Below are 26,609 nucleotides of genomic sequence, written 5' to 3' on the forward strand. Positions count from 1 at the left end.
GGTAAGTTCATTTACTAGAGTCATCTATTGGTTTTTTTCATTGTAGCACATTCATTTCGTAAAAAAAGTAAGTCAAAAAGCCGATTCAACGCAAAATTCTATTTAGTTTACATAATGAATTTATTGTCATGTATTAAATGTTTGCATTCTGAAAATGAATTCAGTAAAATGGCAAATAATCCTACTGCTTCCTCCCAAATATTTGGGGAGGGGTTAACACTTGTTTACATTATCAGATATGTGGACATTTTGCTGGTCGTTTTTCGTCATTCTTCCTATCGTTGCCATCTTGCATCAGCTTGGCCATATTATGGTCGCGTGGATGTTTGGGGCAAAGGTTTCTTTTGCTCTTGGCAGAGGCAAAAAAGTATTGAAAATAGGCGTTGTTGAAATTAGACGAATCTATTTTCTAGATGCATTTTGCCATTATGAAGAAATGAGGAAAAATAACCGATTCTCGCACATTCTTGTCTACCTAGGCGGATCATTATGCAACCTGCTCAGTGTTCTCATACTGAATACAATGATCGCCAATGATATCCTGCCAGAACATCAATTTTTCTATCAATTTGCTTACTTCTCAGTCTACTATGTATTTTTTGCACTGCTGCCAGTCCAGTATGCAGATCATCATCCGAGTGATGGGCAAGCAATTGTGAATATCATTCGGCACGGTGAACCATGTGACATCATTGACTAACAGGATGGCTTCCAGCTGTCAATTTGATAATGAATCGTTAAAAAGGGAATACCGAATAGCTTCATTTGATGAACTGCTGTGAGACTTTTATCTGTCTCCGGCTTCATATGAAAGCTTTCTTCCATTGGCAGTTTCATGGTGATAAAAGGCGTATGCAAATACAATCCTTCGTCACCGGTACTGCCTTTTGGACATGCACTTTTTAAGAGGAAGTCTTCCTTTTCATTAAAAGGTTTTAAAATGGCAGTTAACTGAGAATATGGAAGCGGCAGCGCAATATTCATATAACCCGCAGCTGCATCGTGATGATGAGCATAAAGTGCAAAAAAGACCTGCTCCCCTTTTTCGTTGTGACGAATCCACGCCCTGACATTCTTTCGCTCTTCTTTAGGATGTTGAAATGTAGTCAGACGTCCCTTCATTTCATAAGGCCTGCGAGCTGTTCCCAAATAGAGCTGGCCTATTTTCTTAAAAATGGGCTGAAGTAAAAAAACAAACGGCCTCACCCACCAATGAAAACAGACGGCTGCTTTTAACGTAAATGACATGGGGTTTTCATAAAACCTTCGAATCACAGGTGATACCCTTTCAGCCGAAAATGTCGTTCCATTTAATTCATCAAGTGAATCGACTAAACCGAGCTTCTCCCGCTCATGCATTCTTTCCTTTTGAAAAGAAATTAAATGAAAGCGGCCATGCACTCTTGAAATTGGAAAGTCCTTCTGCCTTAATTGATCCCTCGGTCCTTCGATCAGCCATCCAATCAGACCTGGTAAAATAACAAAAAAGGCATTGATACTGCCATGAAACCAAATCATCTGATCAATGCTGATATAGGTCACGCGCATGAGCATACCAGCTGAATAAAGAAGAGACAGCACGATCGTTCCCATTAACACGCAGCTAGAAAACACAACGAGCCTTTTTGCCACAGTTGATCGAAACCTTGTTTTCATACAAAGAATGCCGTACAAATAGAGTGCAATGACATATAGCATAACGCTGAACGTATCAAATAGACGGGAGAAGCTAATCCCAACAGCAATCATCACAGGTGACAGCAAAATCACCCAGCCAGCCGCTTTGTATAAAGCTGTCTCTTTTTCTCTCTGTCTCCCTAATAATCCATAGAAAAGCGGGATAAAAAAAGCGGAGTAATGAAAATGAATAGCGGTCAAAAGCACTATAATCGGTGAAAAGGTCATCACCTGTATATCTGCCGTGTACAGCCAAAACCAAAGCCCGCCTAAAGCGAGATACATCCATGCACCATCGATCATCAATTCATGAAGTGAAAAGCTTCCCCTTTTCAGCAACCGAGTAAAGCCATATAACGCCAAAATGATCGTATACAAAAACCAGCCCGATGCGAACAGGGCAGAATGATAGACGAATGCAGCCGTTGCACAAAAAGCAGCTAATGGAAAGGCTTTCATTAAAAAGCCGACTAGTATCCTCGGCTTACTCTCCTTCCTTTCCTTCGCAAAAAAGCATAAAACAGCAGGAAGAAAAAACAGAATGGCTATAAGTACAAAAAACTCTGCTATCGGACCTGTCATCAAACGGGTGGCGATAAAACAACACATGAAGAGAAGGCTTGATATCAAATGCCATTTATTCATCATGAGACTCCACCCTTTCAGTAAACCGGCCTTTATATGTAAAAAGAGTGCCAAACAGTCGATTTTTCACATGCACATGAATGGTATACTCACCCGAGTGCTCCTCGTAGCCTTCTGTGACATCTGACACACCATAAAGCCATGAAGGCAGCGGCCACTCACGTCCTAACATCAACAGCTTCTGCTTGCCAGATTGAATGTGCAGAAAACCATGCTTTGTTACTGTAAAATGAAGCTCTGACATAAGAAGTCGAGGCTTTCCAAAATAGTCTAGTACTTTATGACTCTTCTGATCAATAATCATATCTGCATCAAAGTGCCTTTCCTTCTTTGGGAAATAAAACGTACGGAACCAGTGCATGCCTTCCTCTCCCTTATTTGTCATAAAGGGTTTATTCACAATTCGGAAGGGAATGTTTTTTCCTCTCTCAGGAAAAAAACAGCGAAAGCGTGGACCAATTTTGAAGAAAAATCGAATGAGCCTCGTTCCGCCGCCTATTTCCTTCATGGTACCTTCAGCAGTAAACGCACGGTTGTATCTCTCTTTTAATTTTGGATGCAGCTTATCGTAATCCTTTACTAGATGACGATGAACGACCATGTCTACCTCCCCTTTTCCGTTTGATCGAAAATACATCTATACAATCTTTTAAATTAATCATTCCTCCAATGGATAGAATCAAAAATGCACTCATCACAAGCGGCTCATGAAGTGTCGATTGTGGAGATACAATCCCGATACAAAGCATCATCAGCAGAAACACGCTTTGAAGAATGAACAGATATTTCTTTGATAGCTTAGGTATCAACCACGATACACCTATCAGGGCATAAAACAACCGAAATCCGGTGCTATGATCAAAAGCAGAATGTGAAAATGGGATGACCGCTTGGCATAGCCAGACGATGGCAAACAGCAAACAAATTCCATAATGGGCAAGTGTTCTCTCCAGTAACAACCGAGGGTGCGTTCCCTTTTCAAGCCACGTCTTTAGTGCGCCAAAACTAAAGGCCGTCATAAACCCCATCAACGGGCGAAAAAGAAATCGATCTGCCCACGCCCATCCTTTTCCTTCTTTCGTTTCGTAATCAAATTGAGTTTGAAACACAATATGATCGTTCGTTTTTACATATTTCCAATAGCCGCCGCCTTCTTTGATAAAAGACAACGGGTGTGACGATTTAAATTTCAGCGAGGATGCCCGTTCATTCCGTTCATCCATCATTCTAGTTCGATATGCTCCTGTCCCTGTGACACTTACACCAAATCCAAGATGCTTTTCATACAAAAAGGTTTGGGGCTGTTCATCTTGAGGTCCATTTAATGAAATAGTTGAAAAGCGCAAATCCCACTGTTCATGAAGCTTTGGATTTTGCGTATATTCCCATACTTTCTCTAAAGGTGCATGAATGGTTGTTTCCACATAAACAGGCTTTCTTTTCATCTGCCTCTACTCCTCTATGTGAATTATTTCACATAATAAGCATACCATGTTTCACAAAACTGTCAAATCTTTATTCATTTTTTCTCAAAAAAATTGTGCCAGAAGGACGCTCCTTTATGATATCGGTTCGTTGCAAAAAAAGACCTGTCATATAGACAGACCTTCTTTTTGCAATACACCTGTGATATAGAGCCGAACCGCATAGCTCACACTTTCTTCAAGCTGTTCTTTTCGTTGAAATCCCTTTTTATTAGAAATATCACCGAAGCCGTGCAGTAAGCTTCTCAGTCCTCTGACGACATGCGTCATTTCCTCTTCCTTTACACCAAAGCGTGACATGATGGATTGAACAAACTGAACAAGGCGCTCTGCCGCAACACTTACTTCTTTTTCGTTCATATGTGAAAAGGCAGCTTCATAAAGGCCAGGGTGTTCTCGGACAAATTGCACATATTGTCTGGCAAAGGCTAAAACAGCTGCTTCTTTTTCCAGCCCCTCTGTGACTTGCATCCCTTCCTCACATAGCATGGATAGCCCCTTTACTGCGAGTGCGGCCTGAATCTCATGAAGGCCGGATACGTGATTGTAAAGAGAAGGCGGTCTGATGTTCAGCCTTTTAGACAATGTAGCAATGGTCAAAGCGGAAAAGCCCTCTTCATCAACAAATGCTGCCGCTGTATCCATGATTTTTTCTTGTGTAATTCCCATTCTTGGAGACACGGTTTACTGCCCTCCTTTTTTTAGCTGGTGCTGCCTTTTACGGACGGCAGCTTGAAGCTTTTCATGAGGTTCTATCATAAGGTCACCATGTCCGGCAGCAAGACAGGATAAGCGCAGCGCTAGTAATTTTTCAGCGCTTTTTAGTGCGGTTTCTGCATCCCATGTGGCAAATGCCGGGAACGGGAAGCTCCACCGAAACTCACCCGTTACCGATAAGCCGCCTTTTGTCACAAGTGCATCACCTGCAATGACAACTCCTGACTTTTCATCGTATAAAGAAATGCTGCCAGGTGTATGGCCAGGTGTTGCAATTACTTTGAGGGTCCCAATCTCATCTCCTTCTTCGACAAGCACATCTGGTTTTGTATGAATATTTTTCATAAAACTGCCTTTGATTTTTTGCTGGGGTTCACCAGGGAGTAAGGAAAAGTCACCTTCAAAAAGGCGCGCATCACGTTTTGATAAATAGACGACTGCCTCGGGAAAAGCCTTCTTCACCTCATCTAATGCACCGATATGATCCATATGACTATGAGTGAGAATAATCTTATGAATTGGTTTGTTCTTTTTACGGGCAAATTCGATGATCGAGTTCGCCGCCATTTTTAAAGCAGCATCAATTAAAATGAGTCCTTCCTCTTCCTCAAATACATAGCAATTTACCGGAAATAATCGCGGCAGCAATGTAAGCTGGTGCAGACGGTCAAAAGTTGTTAATCTCATGATTGCCCTCCTAAAACTAATGTCGTTAGTTTTATATTAACTAATGGTATTAGTTTTAGCAAACATTTTTTCATCAACCGCAATATAAATATCAATTTGCGCTTCTTTTGGATCAATAGATCTTTCATCATACCATTCAAAATCACCTGTATAAGTGCGGTATTGCCGCTGATCCCACGTCCAAATCTTGTGCCATGTTTCAAGTACAACCTCTTCAATCGGTCCCTTTCTCGTTTGAAATCTTGCGTAGGTGGACGCAGGAATCTCTTTTACATGTTCGATCGGCTGATCCGCGAATTGCCCAGCCGTAAATAAATAAGAGCCATGTTCATCTTTTTCATAATCTGAATAAAGCCCTATGACTGGGGCTTGTCCCCCATGAAGCTGCTGCGCAAAAAATTCCTGCCAAAGCGGCGCAATCTTCCGCTCTTTTGTTTGCTCTATTTCGTTTGTAGTTCGAACAGACAACCCTTTGATCCATTGTTTCTCTAATGTCACGATATCGTACATACATTCTCATCTCCTTTTCTCCCATCATATAAAAAGAAACCTGACAACTGTGTGTCAAGTTTCTAATCTCTTCATAAATTGTTTTAATTTGAGATCAAACGCTTCCTTGATGTGCTGAGGTGAAAGAATGTCGACGTCCGGTCCTAAATGGAATAGGAAACTGTGCAGCCAATCATCTTGCGGCACGGTCAATGCTGCCAAATAGGTTCCATCTGAACTGACGATCAATTCGTTGTCATCCATCCATTCCTTCACTTTGCCAACTGATGCTTCAGTTAACCTTAGCGTGAGTGTTGTGACTGAAGGTTCTTTATGCCAAGAGTCATTCCAAGGCTTCTCTTCATTTTTAATTCTTTTCGGCCTGAAATATGCTGAAATGGTGACGAGGTCTGTCATTCTTGTCAGCTTGAACAAACGAAAAGCTTTTTTCACACAACAGTACGCATACAAATACCAATGCCTTCCTTTTAAGACAAGCGTATAAGGCTCCACTTTCCGTGGAAGAGTTTCCCCTTTTGCATTGCGATAAGTGAACTGAATGAATTGATGCGCGGAGGCAGCGGTATGGATCAGCTGCAGCTTCTTCTCTGCCTGGCTGTCTTTTCCCCATGAGCTTAAATCAATAAAGACATGGTGCCGTTTCTCACTTTCATGAGTTTGTCGCGGAATAAGAGATTTGATTTTTTTCAGTACATGTTCACTTTCTTTAAAGGAGTATGCACTCGTCATGCTTTCGAGGGCTGTTAAAATAAGCTCAATGTCATCATCGGTAAATAATTTTTTCTCTAAACGATAGTCATCAACAAGTGAAATGCCTCCACCTGCTCCTTGCGTTGTCACAACAGGAATCCCGGCTTGATTGATGGTCTCAATATCGCGATAAATCGTCCTCACGCTCACTTCATGAAGTTCAGCAAGGTCTTTCGCTTGTACTTGCTTCTTGCTAATAAGCAGCATCACAATAGACAAAATACGATCGATTTTCATGCCTTTTCCTCTTTTTCATAAATATAGGTTTTGATTTGATAAAAAAAGAAAGAATGGTAAAGATAAGGAACAGCCAGCATTCGTTTACATCCCTGCACATGCAGGAGGAGGTTGCATCATGACACATCACGTGTGGCAGTTATTCATAATTGGAGGCATTGTGCTGATCTGCATCATCTTTCGAATGAATCGAATGAGACGCTATCAGCTTGTGCGCCCAATCAGTCTTTTGATGAGAATGTATGTATTTGGACTCACTGCCCTTATTCTCTTATTAGAAGGCTGGCAAAATCACAGCATTTTCATCTATGCCGCTATTGGTATGCTCTTTGGAAGCAGTCTGGCCGTTCATGCCTATGAGACGATCCGCATGAAAGAAGAAAACGGCCGTCTTTATGTGAAAACGAGTAAATGGATTGAAAGCTTCATTTTATGCTTATTTTTATCTAGACTTAGTTTTAAGCTGGGTGAGCTGACGAACCATTCGCTCACAAAGATTGGTGTTGTTGAACTGTATCAGCATATTGTGAGTGATGATGCCATGACCATGCTCAGCTTTTTTCTATTAGCTGCTTACTATGTCGTTTTTTCTTATCAAATGGTAAAAGCAGGTAAACGATCAACACATATGCATCATGCGTAAAAACCTTCCTATATGAGTAGGAAGGTTTTTATTAGTCATGCTGCGCATGGTGAATCATTTGTTCAAGTACTTCCATCACATGCTGATCTTCAGGGCTGTAAAAAATCGATGTCCCTGCTCTTCTAGATTTCACGAGACGAAGGTTTTTTAAAAAGCGCAGCTGATGTGAAACAGTTGATTGCATGAGATTCAGCGTTTCCGCGATATCATTGACCGAGTATTCACCTTGAGACAGCAGGTGCAGGATGCGAATACGTGTCGGATCAGATAAGGCTTTAAACGTTTGGGAGACAAGAAATAAACTTTCTTCATCAAGCTCCATCCGTTCCTGTTCTTGATTTGTATTCAGTTCTTCCTTCATTTCGCTTCACCTTTCTTGTTAGTCAAATCACGACTTATTCTATGTATCATCATATACCAAAACGTGCGGCGTGCAAAGCGGGCACACTTTAGAAAAAAGATTTATTCAAATAGCATTGACACTTGGTAGCATTCTTTTTAAAATGAGCATTATTTATTCATTTTTTTAGAGGAGCTGATAGGCAAATTGACTGAAGAGCCAAGACTAAAACGCAGCCTGACTGTCTTTCCACTTGTTGTGATCGGGCTTGCTTATATGGATCCACTTGTCGTATTTGATTCATACGGCATTGTTGCTCAGCTGACGAAAGGACACGTAGCTGCAGCTTATATATTTACGTTACTGGCATTACTATTGACAGCGCTTAGCTATGGGAATATGGTGAAGGCTTTTCCAAAAGCAGGATCTGCTTATACATATGCGCAAAAAAGTATTCATCCTCATGTCGGCTTCCTTGTGGGCTGGACACTTTTACTGGATTATTTATTTCTGCCTATGGTGAATTTTGCAATCGGAAGTGCTTATTTAACCGCAGCCTTTCCTGATGTACCTCATTACATTTGGATCATCATACTTGCTATCGCCATAACGACTGTCAATGTAATCGGTATAAGGCTTACAGCCAACATTACGGCGCTATTTGTGACGTTTCAGGTCATTGTCGCCGTCACCTTTGTTGGGTTTGTTATTTATGGGCTCACGCAAAACGCTGGCAGTGGAGAGTTATTGTCAGCCCGGCCTTTTTATTCAGCGAGCTTAGATCCAGCGCTTATTTTTTCAGGAGCGACCATTTTATGTTTCTCCTTTTTGGGATTTGATGCCATTTCGACGATGTCTGAGGAAACCATTAAACCAAAAAAGACGATTCCGCTTGCCATTTTCTTAACAGTTGCGATTGGAGGCGTACTTTTTACTTTGACGTCTTATTTTTTGCAGCAGGTGTTTCCAAATTTTCAGCAGTTCAAGCATCCTGATGCAGCCTCACTTGAAATTGCAGAATTTGTGGGCGGCGCATTTCTCCACTCGTTCTTTTTAGCTGGCACAATGGTCGCAGTCATTTCTTCCTCCTTATCGTCACATGCAAGTGCAGCAAGGCTTTTATATGCAATGGGAAGAGATCAATCCTTACCGAAGCGTTTCTTCGGGTATATTCATCCGAGATTAAAAACCCCTGTTTTTAATATTTTATTAATCGGGGCTTTCTCCTTAACCGCAGTCGTTGGCGAACTTGAAGTCATTTATTCCTTTATCAGCTTCGGCGCGTTAATTGGATTTACCTTTGTGAATTTGTCTGTTTTTGCGTACTTTTTCGTCAGACAAAAACAAAGAGGTATTCTGAATACATTGAGATATGCAGTGATCCCTTTATGCGGGACGGCGTTTTGTATTTGGCTGTTAACGAGCATCAGTACAAATGCATTAATCATTGGCATGATTTGGCTGATTATCGGTTTTATTTATTTCTGCTTCAGGCTGAAAACAAGACCTGAATTTACGTTTGGATATGATTGATTATAAGGTTTTCACTTGGTATCCTGCACAGGATATGGCATAATAAAAAGGCTGTACTTCCCTTTTAAAAGCGGGGCAAAACAGGGGTGAACTGACCTTGAAAAAGAAAAAAACAGGATGTTTTGCCATTTCAGGCTGTTTCACGATTTTTCTCTTTGTTTTCGTATTAGCAGCCATTGCCATCTCCTTTAATCAAAAGGAGTTAAAAAAGCTGCCGATTGATACGGAATCAATTGTTTTGTCGAGATTGGATGATTACAAACCGCTTGTAGAAACAGAGTTAAGAGATCAAGATTTAGATCAGTATACCGCGTTAATCCTCGGTATGATGTATCAAGAATCAAAAGGCAGAGGCGGAGATCCAATGCAGTCCTCTGAATCTCTTGGTTTGAAACGAAATGAAATCAATGACCCTCAGAAAAGCATTAGACAAGGAGTCCATCATTTTTCGACTATGTACAAGCATGGGAAGAAAAAAGGCGTTGATTTGGAAACCATTATTCAAAGCTATAACATGGGAATCGGCTATATTGATTTTGTTGCAAAAAACGGGGGAAAACATTCCGAGAAATTGGCAAAGCAATACTCCAAAAAGCAAGTGAAACGAAACCCCAAGATCTATACGTGTGGCGGCAACAAAGATAACTTCCGCTATCCATATTGCTACGGTGATTTCACTTACGCTGAAAAAGTAAAAGAAAAAACGAAAACAGTTGAAGAAAAGATGAAATTGGCTTCATCATCCACACCATCATCGTAAAAAAAGCACTTCCGTCAAGGAAGTGCTTTTCATTTTATCGCTGTTCTTTCCCAATTTCCGGCAGGATCGTTTTTGCTAAATGCTGATCCATTTCCTCATACTCATCATAATGAATCGTTTCATACAGCTCTTTTCTCGTTTGCATATCCCCAAGTATCCCCTGCTGCGTTCCCTTTTCCATGATTTCTGTAAATAAACGCTCATACGCTTTTGCAGCGACTCTGAGTGATGACACAGGGTAAATGACCATTTGAAAGCCAAACATTGAAAATTCGTCTGCATGATAATAAGGCGTCTTGCCAAACTCCGTCATATTTGCAAGGAGCGGACCTTTAATATTGTTTGACGCATGCGTGAAGTCCTCTGCTGTGATAAGTGCCTCAGGGAAAATAGCGTCAGCTCCTGCTTCTACGTAAAGATTGGCCCGGCGGATGACATCCTCCATTCCATTTACGGACTTTGCATCGGTTCTCGCAATCACCAAAAGCGTTGGTGCCGCTTGTTTGATGGCTTTGATTTTTGCGACCATTTCTTCTACTGGAACGAGTGATTTCCCATTTAAATGCCCGCATTTTTTCGGCATTTGCTGATCTTCAATTTGAACAGCTGCCACCTTGCTTTCAACCATTTCTTTTGCCGCTCTTGCTGCATTTAAAACACCGCCATAGCCTGTATCCATATCGACCAAAAGCGGCAGCTGGGAAGCTCGAATAATCTCCTTCGCTTTTTCTGCCATTTCTGTTGAATGGATCATTCCGAGATCAGGAAGTCCTTTGCTGGCACAAAAAGCGGCACCTGATAAATAAAGTCCTTGAAAGCCCATTTTTTTTGCATAGAGCGCAGACATTCCATCGTGAACGCCTGGAATTTGAAATAAAGCTGATTTGTTCATTTGTTCTTTAAAGGCTGCGGCTAAATCAGCCTGACTTCTTTCTTCATTCACGATCCACACACTAGCTCCCCCTTATATGACGAATAAGTCCATAAATGCTGGTACTGTTGTTGTTTTTAATTGATTTGGATTTTGGCAGAGTGACACAATTTGATCTACTTGTTTTTGTGGAAATCTTGTCTTCAAATGATAGACCCACTTCTTTTCAAGCAGCGGAATGCCTTCCTGTCTTCTTCTGCGATGACCAAGCGGGTATTCAATTTCAATTCGGTCTGTCATCGTCCCGTCTTTAAAGAAAATTTGTACACAGTTTGCAATTGATCTCTTTTTCGGATCTAAATAATCCTCTGTATAACGCTTATCCTCTTTCACAACCATTTGATCACGCAGACGATCAATGGCTGGATTTTGCGCCGTTTCTTCTTCATAATGGTCAGCTGTTAGCTCACCATAAATCAGTCCAATGGCTGTAATATACTGCAAGCAATGATCACGGTCTGCCGGATTATAAAGCGGCCCTTTCTTATCAATAATCCGAATTGCTGACTCATGTGTCGTAATCTCTACCCGGTCAATTTCATCTAAACGATCTTTTACAGCGTCATGCAGCATCACAGCCGCCTCTGCAGCAGTCTGCGCATGGAATTCAGCAGGATAAGCAATTTTGAAAAGAACATTTTCTATGACGTATGATCCAAGAGGCTGGGCGAGCGTAAGTGGTTTTCCTTTCATAAGAACATCTTCAAAGCCCCACTTCTCTGCACTAAGCGGCGTTTGATAGCCCATTTCCCCCTTTCGTGTCATCATTGCCAGTCTCACTCCGCGGCTTGTTGCATCCCCTGCTGCCCATGATTTCCTAGATCCTGTGTTTGGGGCGTGGCGATATGTTCTAAGCGGGGAATTATCAACAAACGCTTGTGATAACACATGCTGGACTTCTTCCTTTGTTCCGCCAAGCATTGCACATACAACTGCACTTGTTGCCACTTTGACAAATAGCACATGGTCCAATCCATTTCGATTCAGACAATTTTCTAAAGCGAGCACACCTTGAATTTCATGTGCCTTGACGATTGCATGCAGTACGTCATTCATCGTTAGCGGTTCTTCTCCGTTTGCAAGGCGAGTTCTGCTGATATAATCACTTACAGCTAATATTCCGCCTAAGTTATCTGACGGATGGCCCCACTCCTGTGCAAGCCATGTGTCATTATAATCTAACCAGCGGATCATACAGCCAATATTAAAAGCCGCTTGAACAGGATCTAGCACAAACGAAGTGCCGGGAACTCTTGCTCCGTTAGGTACGACTGTTCCAGGTATGATGGGACCAAGGTGCTTCGTACATTCTGGAAAATTGAGCGCAAGCATTCCGCACCCGAGTGTGTCTATGAGCACATAACGCGCGGTTTCAATGGCCTCTTTGCTCGTAATTTCTCCGTCTACTGCATAGGCAGCAATTTCTTCTAATAGCTGATCTGTTTGATTGGCGACTGCTGTTTTGTTCATATTCATTCCCCCGTTTTTCCATCATCATTTGAAACCTTTAATCCTCTTGGCCCTAAATACCGGACTCTCGGTCTAAAAATGCGATTATGCAAATGCTGTTCAATAACGTGGGCTGCTAATCCGCTAGCTCTTGCAGCAAAGAAAATGGGTGTATAAAGTGAAATAGGAATTCCGAGCACGTAATAAATAGGTGCAGCATAATAATCAAGATTCGGATAGAGGTTTTTCTGCTCTTTCATGTATGCCTCTCCTACTACACACATGTCATATAGCGTTGTATCTCCCTTTGATTCAGTAAGCGTTTTCAATGAACGTTTTAAAAGAGCGGCTCGCGGATCCATTTTTCTCATGTATACTCTGTGGCCAAAGCCCATCATTTTTTCTTTTGCGGCTAATTTTCGTTCAATGAGCGCAAGAAATCCTTCCGTTGTTTTTCCTTCAAGAAGCATGTGCATGACAGCTTCATTTGCTCCTCCGTGGAGATCACCTTTTAATGAAGAGATCGCTCCAGTAAAAGCACCATACATGTCAGAATGCGTGGATGCAATGACTCTAGCCGCAAACGTTGAATTCGGCAGCTCATGTTCACTATATAATGTAAGTGTTTGGTCAAAAGCGGTGATTTCGTCTTCGGTCGGGGTGCGTCCAGTTAGCATGGATAAAAAGTTTTCAGTGTAGGATTTGGTCTGATCTGGAGAAATAGCGGCGTCTTTTGTGAGAATATGATAGCTTCCAGCAACAATGGCCGGCAGCTGGCCTAGTAATCGAACGGCACGCTTCACTTGGCACGCTTCTGATCGATCATGTAATGCATCATCGTACCCCGCAAGAGCAGATAAGCACGTTCTCATCGCATCCATAGGGTGAGTGGTTTTTGGAAGTTTCGTTAAAATGGTTTGAATCGTTGGATGTAAGTTCGTTTGTGAGGATATATCTTGCTGAAATTGGTGATATTCCATCGTATCTGGTAATCTTCCATAAATGAGCAGATAGGCTGTTTCTAAATATGTCTTGTTTTGTGCTAGCTCAATGAGGTCGTACCCGCGAATCACAATTTCCTCTTGCTCCACATCTAAATATGATATGGACGTTTCGCTTGCCACAATGTCTTCAAGCCCCGGTTTATACTGCAATTGTTCAGTCATCATATAACCCCCGTTTCGTCCAATTGTTGATCTCCAAACGAGCAAACGGCCAGAAATGATGTGAATCTATAGATGGGAAGATACCGTGCACGTCGGATATCCAATTTCCATTCTATCCAAAGCACTTCATCTTGTAAATAAAAGAACGTATGTCCAGTTGGACATACGTTAGCTGTAGTATGGAGAAATCATGATATAGACAATGACGCCAGTGAGACTAACATAGAGCCAAAGCGGCATCGTCCAGCGGGCAATTTTACGGTGACGCTCGACCTGCATCTGTGCGCCTCTAAATAGTGTAATCAATGCAAGCGGTACAATAATTGCTGAAAGCACAATATGTGTAATCAAAATAAAGAAGTAAATTGGACGGATGATCCCTTCTCCGCCGAAGTGTGTATCAGCTGCCATTGAATGATATGTCACATAGGAAATTAAAAAGACAAGTGTTGTTGAAAATGCAGCAAAGATAAATCGTCTATGTGCTTTAATGTTCTTTTGTTTAATCATAATGAGTGCTGAAAGTAAAAAGATAAACGTAAAGCTGTTCATCACGGCATTCAGTAAAGGAAGAAATGTAATATCCAGATGACTAAATTTATCTGTTTTTGGCATTAAAAATAATAAAGCGATTAATCCGTTTATGGCAATTGTTAAAATGACAACAATGCCGGTGAAATTTTTCGGTTTTTGATTCTGTTCGTTCATGTTTGAAAACCTCTCTTTATTAGTTCCGACTAAGAGTATGTTATTTAACTTTCTCTATAAAGTCAATGAATTCGCTGTCTTCGTCGAATTTTAGACAAACTTGCCGATTACTGGCGTTCTAACGGCTTGAAAGATCCATCCACTTCCTTTAGAATGGGAATTTATGTGGTTTTTATGATTTCTTATATGAAAGGAGTAATGGACTTGTCAATCTTACAGGAAACAACCAAAGATGTGAAGACGTTAGAGCAAGAATTACAGCAATTGCAGTTCCAAATGTATCGAATGCAAGAAAATATGAAAGATATTTCGAAAAAAGCAAAGATCATTGGCATTGATCAGGCGAAAGAAGATGAATGGATGATTGTCTCTGCCATTGAAAGTGCGGATACATGCAAAATCATGCTCAGCGATTGTGAAAAAGCTTTTCGCGGACAATCTGATTTTTCCTTAATCGCGGAATACCCTGAAGAAGGAAAGATTCATATTGCTGATATTAAAGGCCCTCCCGATAATGGATACGGCTCAATCTGCATGAAGCATTTAAAAGAAATCGCAAGAGAGCAGAACATCCCAGTCATCACGGGTGACCTCGTCAAAAGAGATTGGAATCACGTGGACCGCTTGATTCACTTTTATGAAAAACACCAATTTGATGTCCAAATCAATTGGAAAGAACAAAGCGGGGAAATTTATTGGGTGGACAGCTAACGCCAAAAAACCAGCGTGTATGATGGAATATACGCTGGTTTTTGTCGAAAATGCAAATTTTTCTGAAAAATATGTGTTTTTTTGACCAAAAAAAGGGTACAATAAAAGCATCAGGCCGCCACCTGATGCTTTCTTCCAAAAAACAATAGATTACTAGTTAAGTACTTTCACTTTGACTGATTTTACGCCCCAATTTTTTGCTTGGGATTTGCTTGGTACATGTACATCAATTTTGTTACCTTTAATTGCGCCGCCAGTATCTGCTGCGGTAGCTTCACCGTAGCCTTCAACATAAACCTTACTTCCTAATGGAATGACATTAGGATCTACTGCAATGACTTTCGCATTTGGGTTTTTGTTTAAGTTTACCCCTGTTGCAGTGATACCTGAGATGCCACCATCATTTGCTGTATAAGCCGTAGCCGTTACAGTCAATTCTTTTTGTACACTTTGACTAGCAGAAGATGATTCTGCTTTAGCTGTTTCCTTTTTAGGAGCAGCTTTTTGTGTTGTTTGCTCTTTTTGGACAGGCTCCTGTTTTTGTACAGGCTCTGAGCTTACCGGAGCTGAGCTTTGACCAGCAACACTTAGTGTTGAACCAGTCACAATTATATCTGAGTTTAAGTTATTCCAAGACTTAATATCGCTAATTGACACATTGAATTTTTGAGCGATTTTCCAGAGGCTGTCCCCCTTCTGGACTTTATACTGCTCCTGAGTTTTCTCTTTTGAAGAGATTGTCAATTTATCACCTACATAAATCATGTCTGTAGATAAATTGTTCCAACCCTTTAGGTCCTTTAGAGACACATCATTTTTTTGAGAGATTCCCCAAAGTGTATCACCTTTCTTCACAGTGATTTCCTTTGCAGAAGCTTGCTGTGCTCCAAATGCTGTTGTTGAGATTGCTGCAACAGCAACCAAGGACATAATAGTCTTCTTCATAAAGTAAATCCTCCCTTGTTAGCTTTTTATGGCGGCTAACGAGTGCTATCGTAACATATGTAAATGTCAATTCAATAACAAAACGATATGTTTTAGATTACAGTTCCTTTACATGAAACATCTCTCTCCATTGGTAAATCAGACCACAAAACAGCTCAATTACCCGCCATATCAAGGTTTTGAAAGGATCAGAAACCTCCTGTTGAAAACGTGTCCAAACGTAGCGAAAAAAATTTATTTTTCTTCTTCAATCTCTTTATTTTTCTCTTTTTCTATAAATAAACGGATTTCTTCTAGAAAAACATCCCCGTATTTCTCTCTTTTTTGAGCGCCTATTCCCTTAATATGGAGTAGTTCTTCTTCTGTTTTAGGCTGAACAGCTGACATTTCCTTCAAGGTTTGATCAGAAAATACAACAAATGGCGGAACACCCTGCTCTCTCGCCAGCTTCATTCTCACCGCTCTCAGCTGCTCAAATAATGCATCGTTTTCTTGAATCGCCTCTCTTTTAACTGCCTGCTTTTTATACACAGCCTCTTGTCCGACTAACACTTTCTTCCCTTTATGTGTCACTTTTAATGTTGGGTAAGCCCCTTCAGACATGTGCAAATACTCTTCTGTAATTAAAAATTCGATGAAATCACTGATTTGCTGGGCTGATTGCTGCTTCATTAAAGCGTATGTAGGAAGACGGTCGAAATCAAGATCAAGCACTTTTTTATTTTTAGAGCCTGCCAGTACTTGAGCAATCATCATTTTTCCAAATCGCTCGTTCATTCTAACCGTACACGATAAAACCATTTGCGCTTCTCGAGTGACCTCTTCACGCTCTCTTTCATCAAGGCAATTGCTGCATTTTTGGCAAGGAGTACTTGTTGATTGATCAAAGTAGTCCATCACAAATTGCTGCAAACATTGCTCAGTATGACAGTAATCCACCATTTGTCTTAGTTTAAGCAGCTCATGCTGATAGCGCACTTCATCTTCTGTTGACTGTTCGATGAGGAATCGCTGCATTCGTACGCCCTGCGGCGAAAACAGTAAAATGCATTCACTTTGGAGCCCATCTCTGCCTGCGCGCCCAGCTTCTTGATAGTAGCTTTCAATATCCCTTGGAATTTGATGATGAATGACAAAACGGACATTTGATTTATTAATTCCCATGCCAAATGCAGATGTAGCGACCATGACCTGGATGTCATCATTTAAAAACAGGTTTTGCTGCTCTTCTCTCACATCGTCATCTAACCCGCCATGGTAAATGCCAGCTTTGATCTTTTGTTTCTTTAGCCGATTGAAAATGTTTTCAGCTTCTTTTCTTGTAGCTGTATAAATAATGCCTGACTCAAGCTTGTTTTTCTTCATATAATGTGTGATAAAGCGGTCACTATTTTCTCCTTTGACCACCTGAAAAGATAAATTCTCTCTAGCAAACCCAGTAAAAATAGTTTCTTCTTCGTTCATGCCAAGCTGTTCACAAATATCTCGGTGGACCTTTTTCGTGGCTGTAGCCGTTAGTGCGACAATCACTGGCCTTTTTGTCAATTTATCTAAGCATTCTTGAATAAAGCGATAGCTTGGCCTAAAATCATGCCCCCACTCAGATATACAGTGTGCTTCATCAATTGCGATTAAAGGGATCGTTAACCGATCAAGGAGCTGAAAAAAACGTTCATTTTGTAAGCGTTCAGGTGTGATATAAAGCAGCTGATATTCCCCATCTTCACATTTTTTCAGTCTCTTATTCATTTCAGCTGCAGAAAGTGTGCTGTTTAAAAAGGACGATCGTATGCCCATCTCATTTAGCGCATCGACTTGATCTTTCATTAAAGAAATTAGCGGGGATACAACGATCGTTGTTCCTTCCATCATCAGGGCAGGAATCTGGTAACAAACCGATTTCCCTCCGCCTGTCGGCATAATACAGACGGTATCCTTCTGTTTGTTTACAATCGATTCAATGGCTTGTTTCTGTCCTTGCCTAAAGCTGTCAAATCCAAAGTATTGTTTCAGGAGTGCTTCTGCTTGTTCTAACATCCAATTCCCTCTCCGTCTTTTGTTTTGTCTATTTTAACATACATTCATGCCTCTTCCGGCTGTCTGTGCAATTTCGTTTTTTCACAAAATAAAAAGCCATTTTCCGAAATGGAAAATGGCTTGAATCATCCTAGGAAAAGCTGCGGATGCCGTAATCTAAGTAAGAAAGTTTTAAACCACCACTCCTCAAAGTGGGTGTTTGCAGAAACGTTCCTGTCTTCCTCTCTAAGGAGGCATGACATTCCGGCTTCAATATAAAACTCCCTATTACAGCTTAAAGGTTAAAACTTAATTAACATTACGCGCATCGCAGCCTTTAAACTATACTACACGAAAGTTAATTAAATTTCAAGAGATCTTTTTTCTTTGAAATACTCATGTATACAAGATTTTTGTCCACGAGTACATTTGGAAACATTATTCTGAAAAAATTTAACCTGCGCTAATGATCCTATTTTTCCTCATCCACATCAGCATCCTGCTCTTCCTCTAATCTTTCATACGTATCTGAATGCATTTGATCCATTGTTTCTCTATTCGTTAAATCACGCATTTGATTGGAGAATGAACGGTCAAACTCGTTTGGATCTGGAGTCGTTTCTTCATTTTTCTTTGCATCAATTGAAAAACGTGTATATGGAACTGCTTTTAAACGCTCATATGGGATCTCTTTCCCTGTTTTCTCACAAATCCCATATGTTCCGTCTTCCATTCGTTTCAGTGCTGCATCGATTTCTCCTTCAAGTTGATCATCGACTTGATCCAGCGTTTGTTCTGTCATGCGGTCTAAATAGATGCTCCCATGATCAGCGATATGATTCCCAACACCATTTGATATCTCACTCGATTCAACGAGCATAGATTCTTTTTTCTTTTTTGATCCCTTCACATCTTCTTTTAATTGAATCAATCTTTCGTATAAATCAGCTTGTTGTTCTTTCGTTAAGCCCACGGTCAATCACTCCTTTCTCATTACCTTCCCGCTGGAAGGGGAAAGAAAACATCAAAAAAGCCGCCGCCTATTTGGCAGCAGCTTTCTTCTCTTACAGATGGCGAAGTGCTTCTTCGATTCGTTTATCGCCTTTAATCAAGTCAAAGGACTTATTTTTCACATTCGATTCTGTTAAGCTCTCCACAAGAACAATGGCTACGTCCTCTCTTGAAATCTCGATGTTTTGATCATCTGTAATATGCTCGGCAGCTTCAATCTTTCCTGTCTTCTCCTCATGCAGCAGGGCACCTGGACGGACAATCGTATAGGAAAGACCAGACTGTTTCAAGTGCTCATCAGCTTTTCTTTTCGCTTCATAATAAGTTTCCATACTTCCTTGCCCTTTTCCTTGGTTTGGATCATCAGCATTATAGGAACTAAGCATAACAAAATGCTGGATGTTTTCTTTTTTCGCTGTATCAACGAGGCGTTTTGCCCCTTCTTGATCGACCGCAATGGTCTTATCTGCACCTGTTTTTGAGCCTGAACCAGCTGCAAAGATGACAGCGTCTGCTTGTTTCACAGCATCTGTCACATCTTTTTCAAGATCACCGATGACAGGTGCTGCACCAAGTTCTTTTAGCGCATCAGCTTGTTTTTCATCTCGAATGAGAGCAAGCGGCTCATGTCCTTTTTCTTTTAAATAACGAACGACAAGTCTACCTGTATGTCCATTTGCTCCTGCAACTAACACTTTCATTGTTCATTCTCCTTTCTGTATCTGTTTCATCTTTAACCTTTTTTGCTATCATTCAAACACTTAAGCAGAAAAAAGCCCTTCCCATCAGATGGGAAAGGCTCAGAAACGTGCGATCTATGAAAATAAGAGCGAAGAATGAGAAAAGTGCATATGATCTATGTAATCGCAAGATTGATCAGCAAAGATGTTTTGTCAAAATGGCTTGCACATCACTCAAATCCGTCTCTTTAGAAAAGTCGAGTTCAAATACTTTTGAGCTTGTGACAAGCAGCATACCTGTGTCCTGATCAAACACGCCAGCTTCTTGAATGGCAAAACTTTCAATTGATCGATACGGCAAGGAGACCCTGACTTTCTTCTTAGAAAATACGCGGTTATCGCCAAAGATCAGTCGTTTATTTGTAAAGCAAATTTGGTCGTGACGCAGTCTGTAAACAGCCTCAATTCTTTCCCCTTCAATCAATAAGGATTCGAATTTCTTATCATTTTGTTTACTGACAGAAAAAATACCCACGTAAACCCCCTCTTCCTGCATCAAATTCCTTTATGACAAAACGGCCACACGGCTCTGTGGGTACGTTTTATTCTCACTTATAGAATACGCTATAAATGATCGTTATTCCATTACGAATAGATTAAATTTCATTTAACTTTTTCTTTTTGATCCGATGCTCTTTCCTCTATTTATTTAGACTGTTAAAGCAGGAAAAAAGTTTCAGTTCTTTTCGAGAAAAAATGCTGAATCATTCCAATAAAAAAACAGTGATTATGCCAAATCACTGTTTTTAAATGACTATTCGTCTTTTGGTGTATCAATCGTTCCCTCGGCATACACATCGGAAATCTGTTCAAGTGTAATCGCCATATCAGCATCTTCGTGTTCATGCCATGCATTTTGATTTTTCTGCTCGTCATTTTGCTGCTTTTTCATCATCATCACCCTTTACTGTTTTTCTTAGTATGAGTGATGACCCTCAAAATCATTCAGCCGAAATATCTTCGAAATACTCCTTGTAATACCCGCCTACTTTACCCGTATTGTCAACGACAAACAGGAATTCCTCTGTTTCATTTTTCACTTCATATGTGCTTCCAACCGTTAATGCACGGTCGACCATATATTTTTTCGCATTTGTATGTACACATTTTACTTGTTTTAACGTTTGAGCCGTTTGCCAGTTTTGATGGATCATGTTTTAAAAACTCCTTTTTTCATCTATACATTTATTGTAGCCAAATTTTCACGAAATGCAATGAGTGTTATGGATTGCTTTCAGACATGTCGTGTAATATGATAATTGTATACGTTTACATTTTTGTACGTATACAGTTTCATTGCATGTCCGCTTTTCTCACCTAGAACTCGCAGAAAACAATCCATATCTTTAAGGAGGTTTGTTTATTTATGAGCTCTACAACACTTCAAATTAGTTCAAAACTCGAATCTTTTCTCCAAGGGACGAAAAAACTCTACATTAACGGTCAGTTTGTCACAAGTCACGATAATAAAACCTTTGCTACTCCTAACCCAGCCACAGGCGAAACCCTTATTGATGTATATGAAGCAGGTGCAAAAGATATTGATGAGGCAGTAAAAGCTGCAAAAAAAGCCTTTCATGGTCCTTGGCGCTCAATGTCTGCCGCTGAACGCGCCCGCCTCATGTTCAAGCTTGCTGATTTAATGGAAGAAAACCAAGAAGAGCTTGCACAGCTTGAAACTTTAGATAACGGAAAACCAATTAATGAAACAACAAATGCAGATATTCCCCTCGCTATTGAGCACATGCGCTATTATGCGGGCTGGACGACAAAAATGAATGGACAAACCATTCCTGTTAGTCAAGGATATTTTAATTATACCCGCCATGAGCCGGTTGGCGTTGTAGGACAAATCATCCCATGGAACTTCCCGCTACTCATGGCCATGTGGAAAATGGGTGCCGCACTTGCAACAGGATGCACCATCGTTTTAAAGCCAGCCGAACAAACTCCACTCTCTGCTCTTTATTTAGCAGAATTAGTGGACAAAGCCGGCTTCCCAGAAGGCGTCATTAACATCGTTCCTGGATTTGGCGAAACAGCCGGAAATGCCTTAACTGAACATCCTGATGTGAACAAGCTTGCCTTCACAGGGTCAACAAGCGTTGGAAAATTAATTATGGAGAAAGCGGCTAAAACCATTAAGAGGGTCACATTAGAGCTTGGCGGAAAATCACCGAATATTATTTTACCTGATGCTGATTTAAAGAAAGCCATTCCAGGTGCTTTAAATGGCGTCATGTTTAACCAAGGTCAAGTATGCTGCGCGGGCTCCAGAGTCTTTGTTCACCGGAGCCAATATGATGAAGTAGTCGATCAAATGGCCAAATATGCAGGATCACTCAAGCAAGGCGCTGGTCTTCATCAAGATACGCAAATTGGACCTCTTGTAAGTAAAGAACAGCACGAACGCGTATTAGGCTATATTGAAAAAGGTAAATCCGAAGGGGCAACAGCCGTTGTCGGTGGCGATTGCCCTTATGAGGCTGGCTATTTCGTCTCCCCTACTATTTTTAAAGATGTAGAAGATGAAATGACCATTGCCAAAGAAGAAATCTTCGGACCTGTTTTATCTGCAATTCCTTACGATTCCATTGATGAAGTGGTCGAACGGGCCAACCAGTCTGAATATGGATTAGCAGCAGGACTTTGGACAGAAAACTTAAAGCATGCCCACGATATTGCTGCACGTCTTGAAGCAGGAACGATTTGGGTCAACTGCTATAATGTCTTTGATGCCGCCTCCCCGTTTGGAGGATATAAGCAATCAGGTCTTGGCAGAGAAATGGGGTCATATGCCCTTAACAACTATACAGAAGTCAAAAGTGTATGGATTAATCTCCAAGACTAATGACGCCAGAAAGCCGGTGACCCTGTCATCGGCTCAGATCGTTGACAAAGTGCTAAAATGATTTTTATTTTAGCACTTTGTCTTCTTTTCAGCGTGATAGAAAACCTTTGCAGTCTAGGAAGGACGAGCACTGGCGCGGAGCGAATTGACATTCGTGAGCACCAGCGCGCAGACCTGACACCGAATGCGAGGGTTTGTCTACACGCTGAGCCGGAGACCCTGTCATCGGCTTTTTTTGTGTTTGCATGTGACAGGCCGGCTCCTGAATATAGTATGAAAGGAAAGGAGCATGGCCGCATATGCAAGATTTTCAATTGAAAGTAAACGAATTTATCGAAGAATTGCACATACAAATGCAGCGAAGACAACGAGAAGATGGCGCCTTTGTTTTCTGCTTTGAAGGTCCTATGATGACAAATGCTTTTTTGATTATGCTGTTAAAGGCTGTCGGTGATTCAGATCAGGCGTTGGTTCATCAATTAGCAGAAGCGATACGCGAAAAACAAAATGAGGATGGGTCTTTTTCTTTGTATCATGATCAAACGGGACATGTAACTGCCACTGTGCAGGGCTATTGCGGAATGCTCGTATCAGGCAGGTTTCAACAAGATGAGCCTCATATGGAAAAAGCAGCGCAATATATACGTTCAAAAGGCGGATTAAAGAACGTTCACTTTATGACAAAGTGGATGCTCGCTGTCAACGGCATGCACCCTTGGCCGTATTTCTATGCACCACTTTCCTTTTTACTCATCCCTACATACTTTCCGCTGCACTTTTATCATCTTAGTGCATATGCAAGAATTCATTTTGTACCAATGATGATTGCACTCAACAAACGATATACCTCTCATGAGACATTTCCAAGCTTGGCACACCTTGATGCAAACATGTCTAAGAATCCATTTGACTGGTTTATGGCAAGAGAAGAACGTTCCGCTCAACACTTTCTGACTTACATGCGATCGTATACAGCACTCGACAGCCGGCTGGACTTTTTCGGATATGAAGCAGCAAAGCGATATATGTTTGATCGCCTTGAAAAAGATGGCACACTGTACAGCTATTTAAGTGCCAGTATTTTTATGGTCTATGCACTTATGAGTCTTGGGTACTCCCCAGGGCATCATCTCATTTTAAAAGCAGTCAAAGGCATGAAAAAGCTAGTCACTGTTTGTCAGGGCAGAATGTATGCAGAAAATTCCACATCCACAGTTTGGGATACAGCGCTTGTCAGTTATGCTTCTCAAAAAGCTGGCAAAAAACAAGAAGACCCAGTCATCACTAAGTCTTTCTCATACTTGCTGAACCGGCAGCAAATGAAAAAAGCAGATTGGGCGATTCATAACCGGCATGCTGCTCCGGGAGGCTTTGGTTTTTCAGATATCAACACAAATAACCCTGATTGTGATGATACGCAAATTGTCTTAAAAGCCATTCCGCGAACATACGCACCAGTTCAGTGGAAACGAGGATTTCATTGGCTTCTTTCCATGCAAAACCGTGACGGCGGGTTCTCTGCTTTTGAAAAAAATCAAGATCACTTCCTGCTTCGACATCTGCCGCTCGAATCTGCGGAGGATGCAGCGATTGATCCATCGACTCCCGATATTACAGGCCGCGTGCTTCATCTCATTGGTCTTGAAGAGAAAAACATGTCACCACCTCTTCACAGGCAAAAAGATCAATGTGTCAAGTGGCTCCTAAATCATCAAGAGAAAAATGGGTCATGGTTTGGCAGATGGGGTGTTTGTTATATTTATGGAACGTGGGCAGCATTAACAGGACTAAAAGCGGCCGGCATCCCCTCTACCCATCCTGCTGTTCAAAAAGCGTGCCGATTTTTAAAGCAGATTCAACGAGAAGATGGCAGCTTCGGAGAATCGTGTAAAAGTGCAGAGGAAAAAACGTATGTCCCCCTCCCGTTTGGCACAGTAGTGCAGACGGCTTGGGCAGCAGAGGCACTTTTACAATATGAAAAGCCAGATGACAAAACGATTTTAAAAGCCATCTCATTTTTGATCCATCAACAGCACACGAGTGAAGCCTTGCACTATCCAGTAGGCATTGGCCTGCCAAAGCAATTTTACATCACCTATCATAGCTACCCATTTGTCTTTCCCATGATGGCTTGTTCCACATTTTTAGAAGAAATGAGGCGTAAGAATGAATAAGGAAGAGTATCGAATGCAGCTCAAAGAGTGGCTTAGCTCCATTCAACCCGCGATTCAAGATGACAACACCCGTCAGAAAGTAGACCATTTATGGTTCTCAATGGATGATGAACATTCCAGTGAACAAGAGTGGTACGAACTGGCAGAACGTATTTCTGAGGACATGAAACCACAAGAAGACATGCGAGAGGTAGCAGCGGGAAATCATAAGCTACCTCCTCTCCCTTACCGGTATGATGCACTAGAACCGTTTATTTCAAAAGAGATTATGTATTTGCATCACCAGAAGCATCATCAATCATATGTTGATGGTTTGAACCAAGCTGAGCTTGCATTAAAAAATGCAAGAAGAACCAATGATTTTAAAATGATCAAGCATTGGGAAAGAGAGCTTGCCTTCAATGGTGCAGGGCACTATTTACATTGTATTTTTTGGTTTTCCATGAGTCCTTCAGGAAAACGAAAGCCCACAGGACAAATGCTTCGTCTCATTGAACAATCATTTGACAGTTATGACGCATTTAAATCTCAATTTTCAGCAGCGGCCAAACAAGTAGAGGGTGTCGGCTGGGCCATTCTCGTATGGGCGCCCAGATCCCAGCGATTAGAGATTTTACAAGCTGAACGCCATCAATTTTTGTCACAATGGGACGTAATCCCTCTTTTAGCCCTTGATGTATGGGAGCACGCCTACTATCTTCAATATCTGAATGAAAAACCGAAATACGTAGATCGTTGGTGGAGTGTAGTTGACTGGCGTGAGCCAGAAGCAAGGCTTAAGCAAGCACAGCAAGTGAAATGGCCTCCTTTTTAAGACGATGCTCCATATAGGCAAATGCTTATATGGGGTGTTTTCAGTTTACATAATTTTATTATTAACACCTTTTATAAAAAATAGGTTGTTTTTTCAGAAAATTTGTTTAAAATAGAAAAGATATGTGAGGAAAGTGAGATGAAGCAATGAATGAACATTCTTTTAACCATTAGTCAATTTGCAGGAAGAACCTTTGCAATCTGGGTCATTATCTTTGCATGTCTTGGATTTGCTTTTCCTGACGTATTTTCTCAGATTGGACCGTATATCCCTTTTTTACTAGGAATCATTATGTTTGGGATGGGGCTTACGTTATCAGGTGAAGATTTTAAGGAGCTTTTTCGTAAACCTCTTTATGTGCTAATCGGGGTTTTGGTGCAGTACACACTCATGCCGCTGATCGCCTTTCTATTAGCTTACGGATTACGGTTGCCATCTGAAATTGCAGTAGGCGTTATTCTTGTGGGCTGCTGCCCGGGCGGTACAGCATCCAATGTCATGACCTTTTTGGCAAAAGGCAATATGGCATTATCGGTAGCGGTCACAACTATATCGACCCTTCTTGCTCCCTTTTTAACGCCTCTCTTTATCTATATTTTTGCAAGATCATGGTTACCTGTATCACCGGAGGCGTTATTTTTGTCGATTGTCCAAGTTGTGCTAATTCCTATTATCTTAGGGGTTATCGTTAAGGTGTTTTTCAAAAAACAAGTAAACTATGCGGTTCAAGCATTGCCGCTTGTATCTGTTGCTGGAATTGTGGTGATCATTGCAGCGGTTGTCAGTGCAAATAAAGAGCAGATTCTTCAATCTGGATTGCTGATATTAGCCGTTGTCATTTTACATAATGGGCTCGGTCTTTTATTTGGTTACCTGATCGCAAAATGGTGCAAAATGGATATTCCTTCTCAAAGAGCGATTTCGATTGAAGTAGGCATGCAAAACTCCGGGCTTGGTGCAGCCCTTGCAACAGCACATTTCTCGCCGCTCGCAGCCGTACCAAGTGCGATTTTTAGTGTGTGGCATAACTTATCTGGTTCCTGGCTTGCGACGTATTGGTCAAAACGAGGACAACCTGACAGTGAAGAGAAAAAAAGCTAGCACCTGTTA

At 41.2% G+C, this 26,609-nt stretch carries 28 protein-coding genes and 1 other RNA gene; 9 read left to right on the forward strand and 20 right to left on the reverse strand.

The features are described from left to right. Positions 1 to 220 precede the first annotated feature (220 nt). On the forward strand, positions 221 to 700 hold the full coding sequence (locus ACP69X_RS10255) for a hypothetical protein (RefSeq protein ID WP_024422662.1): 480 nt from the start codon (positions 221 to 223) through the stop codon (positions 698 to 700). On the opposite strand, the gene ACP69X_RS10260 is transcribed toward ACP69X_RS10255, so the two are convergent. From ACP69X_RS10260 to ACP69X_RS10290, 7 genes are all read right to left on the reverse strand, one after another. Further along, on the reverse strand, positions 697 to 2,322 hold the full coding sequence (locus ACP69X_RS10260; RefSeq protein ID WP_426052664.1) for a YndJ family protein: 1,626 nt from the start codon (positions 2,320 to 2,322) through the stop codon (positions 697 to 699). The two genes, ACP69X_RS10255 and ACP69X_RS10260, sit on opposite strands and share 4 nt — an antisense overlap. Then, complete coding sequence (locus tag ACP69X_RS10265) at positions 2,315 to 2,923, reverse strand: DUF4166 domain-containing protein (RefSeq protein WP_041085662.1); 609 nt, start codon at positions 2,921 to 2,923, stop codon at positions 2,315 to 2,317. Before ACP69X_RS10265 ends, ACP69X_RS10260 begins: the two co-directional genes overlap by 8 nt. Continuing rightward, the gene (locus ACP69X_RS10270) at positions 2,886 to 3,767 is read right to left on the reverse strand and encodes a membrane protein (protein ID WP_041085664.1); all 882 of its coding nucleotides are present in this window, start codon (positions 3,765 to 3,767) and stop codon (positions 2,886 to 2,888) included. Before ACP69X_RS10270 ends, ACP69X_RS10265 begins: the two co-directional genes overlap by 38 nt. A gap of 147 nt (positions 3,768 to 3,914) precedes the next feature. After that, entirely contained in the window at positions 3,915 to 4,487 is a 573-nt protein-coding gene (locus ACP69X_RS10275) for a TetR/AcrR family transcriptional regulator (protein WP_269103404.1), read from the reverse strand. A gap of 3 nt (positions 4,488 to 4,490) precedes the next feature. Further along, positions 4,491 to 5,210 (reverse strand): MBL fold metallo-hydrolase, encoded by a 720-nt coding sequence (locus tag ACP69X_RS10280; protein WP_426052665.1) that lies wholly within the window; start codon positions 5,208 to 5,210, stop codon positions 4,491 to 4,493. A gap of 36 nt (positions 5,211 to 5,246) precedes the next feature. Continuing rightward, positions 5,247 to 5,720 carry a GyrI-like domain-containing protein gene (locus ACP69X_RS10285; protein ID WP_041085671.1) on the reverse strand — a complete coding sequence of 158 codons (474 nt, stop codon included), beginning with the start codon at positions 5,718 to 5,720 and terminating at the stop codon, positions 5,247 to 5,249. 54 nt (positions 5,721 to 5,774) lie between these two features. Beyond that, positions 5,775 to 6,707: a helix-turn-helix transcriptional regulator gene (locus ACP69X_RS10290; protein ID WP_269103401.1), complete on the reverse strand. Its 933-nt coding sequence runs from the start codon at positions 6,705 to 6,707 to the stop codon at positions 5,775 to 5,777. A 118-nt stretch (positions 6,708 to 6,825) separates the two neighbouring features. On the opposite strand from ACP69X_RS10290, the gene ACP69X_RS10295 reads away from it, so the two are divergent. Next, positions 6,826 to 7,350 carry a mother cell-specific membrane sporulation protein gene (locus tag ACP69X_RS10295; protein ID WP_426052666.1) on the forward strand — a complete coding sequence of 175 codons (525 nt, stop codon included), beginning with the start codon at positions 6,826 to 6,828 and terminating at the stop codon, positions 7,348 to 7,350. A gap of 31 nt (positions 7,351 to 7,381) precedes the next feature. Here the strand turns inward: ACP69X_RS10295 and czrA are convergent, their stop codons facing one another. Next, entirely contained in the window at positions 7,382 to 7,711 is a 330-nt protein-coding gene (czrA, locus tag ACP69X_RS10300) for a Zn(II)-responsive metalloregulatory transcriptional repressor CzrA (RefSeq protein WP_024422670.1), read from the reverse strand. A gap of 186 nt (positions 7,712 to 7,897) precedes the next feature. Between czrA and ACP69X_RS10305 the strand changes: the two genes are divergently transcribed. Both ACP69X_RS10305 and ACP69X_RS10310 read left to right on the forward strand, forming a co-directional pair. Further along, positions 7,898 to 9,223 carry an APC family permease gene (locus ACP69X_RS10305; protein WP_073979202.1) on the forward strand — a complete coding sequence of 442 codons (1,326 nt, stop codon included), beginning with the start codon at positions 7,898 to 7,900 and terminating at the stop codon, positions 9,221 to 9,223. A 97-nt stretch (positions 9,224 to 9,320) separates the two neighbouring features. Then, positions 9,321 to 9,983 carry a lysozyme family protein gene (locus ACP69X_RS10310; protein WP_041085680.1) on the forward strand — a complete coding sequence of 221 codons (663 nt, stop codon included), beginning with the start codon at positions 9,321 to 9,323 and terminating at the stop codon, positions 9,981 to 9,983. Between the two features lie 34 nt (positions 9,984 to 10,017). Here the strand turns inward: ACP69X_RS10310 and prpB are convergent, their stop codons facing one another. The 4 genes from prpB to ACP69X_RS10330 form a co-directional block, all read right to left on the reverse strand. Continuing rightward, the gene (gene prpB / locus ACP69X_RS10315) at positions 10,018 to 10,935 is read right to left on the reverse strand and encodes a methylisocitrate lyase (protein ID WP_099663407.1); all 918 of its coding nucleotides are present in this window, start codon (positions 10,933 to 10,935) and stop codon (positions 10,018 to 10,020) included. Positions 10,936 to 10,947: 12 nt separating this feature from the next. Further along, on the reverse strand, positions 10,948 to 12,384 hold the full coding sequence (locus ACP69X_RS10320) for a bifunctional 2-methylcitrate dehydratase/aconitate hydratase (protein WP_073980127.1): 1,437 nt from the start codon (positions 12,382 to 12,384) through the stop codon (positions 10,948 to 10,950). A 2-nt stretch (positions 12,385 to 12,386) separates the two neighbouring features. Beyond that, on the reverse strand, positions 12,387 to 13,529 hold the full coding sequence (gene mmgD, locus ACP69X_RS10325; protein ID WP_426052667.1) for a citrate synthase: 1,143 nt from the start codon (positions 13,527 to 13,529) through the stop codon (positions 12,387 to 12,389). 168 nt (positions 13,530 to 13,697) lie between these two features. Next, positions 13,698 to 14,237: a DUF420 domain-containing protein gene (locus ACP69X_RS10330; RefSeq protein ID WP_024422676.1), complete on the reverse strand. Its 540-nt coding sequence runs from the start codon at positions 14,235 to 14,237 to the stop codon at positions 13,698 to 13,700. A 198-nt stretch (positions 14,238 to 14,435) separates the two neighbouring features. Between ACP69X_RS10330 and ACP69X_RS10335 the strand changes: the two genes are divergently transcribed. Beyond that, entirely contained in the window at positions 14,436 to 14,948 is a 513-nt protein-coding gene (locus ACP69X_RS10335) for a GNAT family N-acetyltransferase (RefSeq protein ID WP_041086829.1), read from the forward strand. A gap of 153 nt (positions 14,949 to 15,101) precedes the next feature. On the opposite strand, the gene ACP69X_RS10340 is transcribed toward ACP69X_RS10335, so the two are convergent. The 8 genes from ACP69X_RS10340 to ACP69X_RS10375 form a co-directional block, all read right to left on the reverse strand. Continuing rightward, complete coding sequence (locus ACP69X_RS10340; protein ID WP_039179273.1) at positions 15,102 to 15,893, reverse strand: LysM peptidoglycan-binding and 3D domain-containing protein; 792 nt, start codon at positions 15,891 to 15,893, stop codon at positions 15,102 to 15,104. A gap of 234 nt (positions 15,894 to 16,127) precedes the next feature. Next, positions 16,128 to 17,930, reverse strand: coding sequence for a DNA helicase RecQ (gene recQ / locus ACP69X_RS10345; RefSeq protein WP_426052668.1), 1,803 nt, complete (start codon positions 17,928 to 17,930; stop codon positions 16,128 to 16,130). A 133-nt stretch (positions 17,931 to 18,063) separates the two neighbouring features. After that, a non-coding RNA gene (gene ssrS, locus ACP69X_RS10350) (6S RNA) lies at positions 18,064 to 18,249 on the reverse strand. A 132-nt stretch (positions 18,250 to 18,381) separates the two neighbouring features. Beyond that, the gene (locus tag ACP69X_RS10355; protein ID WP_269103398.1) at positions 18,382 to 18,882 is read right to left on the reverse strand and encodes a TraR/DksA family transcriptional regulator; all 501 of its coding nucleotides are present in this window, start codon (positions 18,880 to 18,882) and stop codon (positions 18,382 to 18,384) included. Between the two features lie 91 nt (positions 18,883 to 18,973). After that, positions 18,974 to 19,621: an SDR family oxidoreductase gene (locus ACP69X_RS10360; RefSeq protein ID WP_041085693.1), complete on the reverse strand. Its 648-nt coding sequence runs from the start codon at positions 19,619 to 19,621 to the stop codon at positions 18,974 to 18,976. A 175-nt stretch (positions 19,622 to 19,796) separates the two neighbouring features. Next, the gene (locus ACP69X_RS10365) at positions 19,797 to 20,135 is read right to left on the reverse strand and encodes a PH domain-containing protein (protein WP_024422682.1); all 339 of its coding nucleotides are present in this window, start codon (positions 20,133 to 20,135) and stop codon (positions 19,797 to 19,799) included. Between the two features lie 279 nt (positions 20,136 to 20,414). Beyond that, positions 20,415 to 20,552: a DUF4025 domain-containing protein gene (locus ACP69X_RS10370; protein WP_075611524.1), complete on the reverse strand. Its 138-nt coding sequence runs from the start codon at positions 20,550 to 20,552 to the stop codon at positions 20,415 to 20,417. A 49-nt stretch (positions 20,553 to 20,601) separates the two neighbouring features. Continuing rightward, complete coding sequence (locus ACP69X_RS10375) at positions 20,602 to 20,814, reverse strand: DUF6501 family protein (RefSeq protein ID WP_024422683.1); 213 nt, start codon at positions 20,812 to 20,814, stop codon at positions 20,602 to 20,604. A gap of 212 nt (positions 20,815 to 21,026) precedes the next feature. Between ACP69X_RS10375 and ACP69X_RS10380 the strand changes: the two genes are divergently transcribed. From ACP69X_RS10380 to ACP69X_RS10395, 4 genes are all read left to right on the forward strand, one after another. After that, a complete protein-coding gene (locus tag ACP69X_RS10380) occupies positions 21,027 to 22,511 on the forward strand; it encodes an aldehyde dehydrogenase family protein (protein ID WP_041085696.1) in 1,485 nt (494 codons plus the stop codon). A 299-nt stretch (positions 22,512 to 22,810) separates the two neighbouring features. Then, complete coding sequence (locus ACP69X_RS10385) at positions 22,811 to 24,685, forward strand: terpene cyclase/mutase family protein (protein WP_269103394.1); 1,875 nt, start codon at positions 22,811 to 22,813, stop codon at positions 24,683 to 24,685. Next, the gene (locus ACP69X_RS10390; RefSeq protein ID WP_041085700.1) at positions 24,678 to 25,499 is read left to right on the forward strand and encodes a superoxide dismutase; all 822 of its coding nucleotides are present in this window, start codon (positions 24,678 to 24,680) and stop codon (positions 25,497 to 25,499) included. Before ACP69X_RS10385 ends, ACP69X_RS10390 begins: the two co-directional genes overlap by 8 nt. Before the next feature lie 150 nt (positions 25,500 to 25,649). Beyond that, positions 25,650 to 26,600, forward strand: a complete 951-nt coding sequence (locus tag ACP69X_RS10395) for a bile acid:sodium symporter family protein (protein ID WP_041085702.1) — start codon at positions 25,650 to 25,652, stop codon at positions 26,598 to 26,600. The last annotated feature ends 9 nt before the right edge of the window (positions 26,601 to 26,609 follow it).

It is taken from the genome of Bacillus sp. DC4300-2b2 (genome assembly GCF_049895685.1).
Taxonomy (GTDB): Bacteria; Bacillota; Bacilli; order Bacillales; family Bacillaceae; genus Bacillus; species Bacillus safensis.